The sequence below is a fragment of the Aeromonas sp. HMWF014 genome (assembly GCF_963878295.1).
Classification (GTDB): Bacteria; Pseudomonadota; Gammaproteobacteria; order Enterobacterales; family Aeromonadaceae; genus Aeromonas; species Aeromonas popoffii.
Map to the genome: position 1 here is coordinate 22,589 of NZ_CAWNYS010000120.1, position 2,512 is coordinate 25,100.

The 2,512-nt window shown below is 61.2% G+C and carries 4 protein-coding genes and 1 pseudogene; 1 reads left to right on the plus strand and 4 read right to left on the minus strand.

The genetic code is table 11. From position 1 onward, the window contains the following. The 4 genes and pseudogenes from AAC083_RS22920 to AAC083_RS04835 form a co-directional block, all read right to left on the minus strand. Positions 1-296: pseudogene (locus AAC083_RS22920) on the minus strand (metal-dependent hydrolase); the annotation flags it as partial. An 88-nt stretch (positions 297-384) separates the two neighbouring features. Continuing rightward, positions 385-945 carry a cytochrome b/b6 domain-containing protein gene (locus AAC083_RS04825; RefSeq protein WP_108535985.1) on the minus strand — a complete coding sequence of 187 codons (561 nt, stop codon included), beginning with the start codon at positions 943-945 and terminating at the stop codon, positions 385-387. Positions 946-993: 48 nt separating this feature from the next. Next, positions 994-1,263 (minus strand): PepSY domain-containing protein, encoded by a 270-nt coding sequence (locus AAC083_RS04830; protein WP_108535986.1) that lies wholly within the window; start codon positions 1,261-1,263, stop codon positions 994-996. Between the two features lie 120 nt (positions 1,264-1,383). Next, on the minus strand, positions 1,384-1,836 hold the full coding sequence (locus AAC083_RS04835; RefSeq protein ID WP_098980869.1) for a YaiI/YqxD family protein: 453 nt from the start codon (positions 1,834-1,836) through the stop codon (positions 1,384-1,386). Between the two features lie 102 nt (positions 1,837-1,938). On the opposite strand from AAC083_RS04835, the gene AAC083_RS04840 reads away from it, so the two are divergent. Then, a partial coding sequence (locus tag AAC083_RS04840; protein WP_308810992.1) for a CorA family divalent cation transporter occupies positions 1,939-2,512 on the plus strand: 574 nt, incomplete at its 3' end.

Sequence of the window (2,512 nt, forward strand, 5' to 3'; positions counted from 1 at the left end):
ACGGGCAGCAGGTCGGGTGCCAGGCTCTGATCCAGCCCCCACACGGCCACGGCCACCGCCAGCAGGCTGTGGGTGAAGCCGCGATGACCGAACAGCCGTGACAATGGCTTGGAGATCCAGGGCAGTCGCTGACCTAGCACGGACTTGGGGTGGTCGAGATCCGGCAGCAGGGCGCTGGCCAGCGCGGCGGGTATGGTCTGCCACAGGCTGGTATCGGCCAGTGCCGGTGTGAGCTGGAGCTTGTGAGCGAGCAGGGTGCAGGTGACGGAAAACAGCAGGTGCCCTTGGGCTGTCATGGTGGCTACGGCATGGAGAAATGGCGGCGCATCTTACCAGTGTCGCGGGCCATTGCAGCAAAAAACCGGGGCCGGCGAGCCGGCCAGGTCAATAACTGCGCGGATCTTCCACCTTGGTATCGGCGGGCACCCGTTTTTTGCCCAGCACCATGGCGCGCAGCAGATCGCTGCGGGTAAGGCGGTCGGTCAGGATCACCACGGCGGCATGGACACCGACGGCGGCCATCAGGGTGTTGGCGATGACACCGTGTAGCTCTTCCAGCCACTCTTCACCCCAGAAGGCATCCCAGGTGGTGAGCCAGCCGGTGGTGATAGTGCCGACCAGCGACAGCAGCAACAGCCAGATCATCAGAGCGCCGAGCGGGTTGTGGCCGAGATAATAGGGGTGGCGGCCCTGTGTCAGCTGACGCAGGTAGTAACGAATGCGGGCGGGTGTCGGCCACCACTGGCCGAAACGGGCGTAATGGGGGCCGACCAGTCCCCACAGCAGGCGGGTGAGCAGCAGGCCTGCCAAGGTATAGCCGACATATCTGTGGTTCTTGCTGCCCTCTTCCAGAACGAAGAAGTTGAGCAGGCAGAGTATGACGGTTGCCCAGTGAAACACCCGGATGAGAGGATCCCAGACTTTCACTTCAGACGAGGTTGTCATGGCAAGGCTCCATCAAAGGGGCCGGTGACAGACCGGCCCATGGTTAGCTTATTCGTCGATCTCTTCTTTTACTTTCTTCAGATCGGTCGGGTCGAAGTAGATTTCGACCTTGCGCTTGTCCTTGTCCCAACCGTAGATCTCGTAGCAGTTGGTTTTGGTCACCTTGAACTTCTTGATGTCGTAGCCCATCGCCTTGATCTGCTGTTGGGCATCCGCTTCGCTCAGCCATTGGCTCTTGTCGGTCTGGGTACACTGGGGGTCGGCCAGAACGGCGCCGCTGAACAGGGGGATCAGTAACAACAGGGGGGTCAGTTTCATGTGTGCTCCTTGCTGGTGGTTTGGTCAACAGTCACAAGGTTAGCCCACAATACTTAAGAAAGGATTAAGTAAAGATGGCATTGAATGGGTCTCCTCAGTGGGATGCAGGGGAGACCGTAATCAGCTGAGCTTGCCCTTGATCAGCCACTTGTCGAGGGCGTTGGCGAAGCGCTGCTTGTCGGCGGCATTGAAGGGGGCCGGGCCACCGGTCTGCACGCCGGCCGAGCGCAGCTCTTCCATGAAGTTGCGCATGCCGAGCCGCGCCTGGATGGTCTCGCGGGTATAGATCTCGCCGCGGGGGTTGAGTGCCTCGCCACCGGCATCGATCACCCAGGAGGCGAGCGGTATGTCACCAGTGATCACCAGATCCCCCGGCGTGACCTGTTGGGCGATGACATGATCCGCCACATCGAATCCCTTCTCCACCTGCTGGGTCTTGATGAAGGGGGAGGGGGGCACGCGCAGTCCCTGATTGGCCACTAGCGTGGTGACGACCTGGGCGCGGTGGGCGGCGCGGTAGAGGATCTCCTTGACCGGGAGGGGGCAGGCATCGGCATCGACCCAGATGGGCATGGCATGGCTTCCTGTGTCTGAAATAAGGCCTTATCTTAACATGGCCAGCGCGGGTCGGCCCCTAGGGCTGAGTCAGGCCGGGCTTTAGTGTAAGCTGGCCCGATGAGACTGAATGAAAAGGACGAGCAGATGGATCGGGTACCCAGTGATGTGATTTATGCCCTGACCCTGGATGGCAAGGGTGGTATGCAGCCACTGGCGGCGGGGAGCGAGATCCCGGGGAAGAGCCCTGGCTGGCTGCATCTGGATTACGGCAATCCGGAAGCGGCCCGCTGGTTGCTGCACACCCCCTTGCTCAATGAGGCGGCCAAAGAGTCACTGCTTGGCCAGAGTAACAGGCCCAAGCTGGTGCGGATGGGGGAAACCGTGCTGCTGATCCTGCGCGGCATCAATCACAACAAGGATCACAGGCCCGAAGAGATGGTGGCGCTGCGCATTTTTATCACCCCGGATCTCATCATCAGCAGCCGTCGTCGTCCGCTGCTCTCCGAGCAGGATGTGTTCAACCAGCTGACGCTGGGCGGTGGTGCCGATACCACAGCCGACTGGCTGGTGGAGGTGTGTGATGCCCTGACCGACCGAGCGGGGGAATTTGTCGAGGAGCTGCATGATCAGATCCTGGATCTGGAGGAGATGGTGCTGATGCGCGACCTGCCCGCCAACGGCCGGCTGGCGC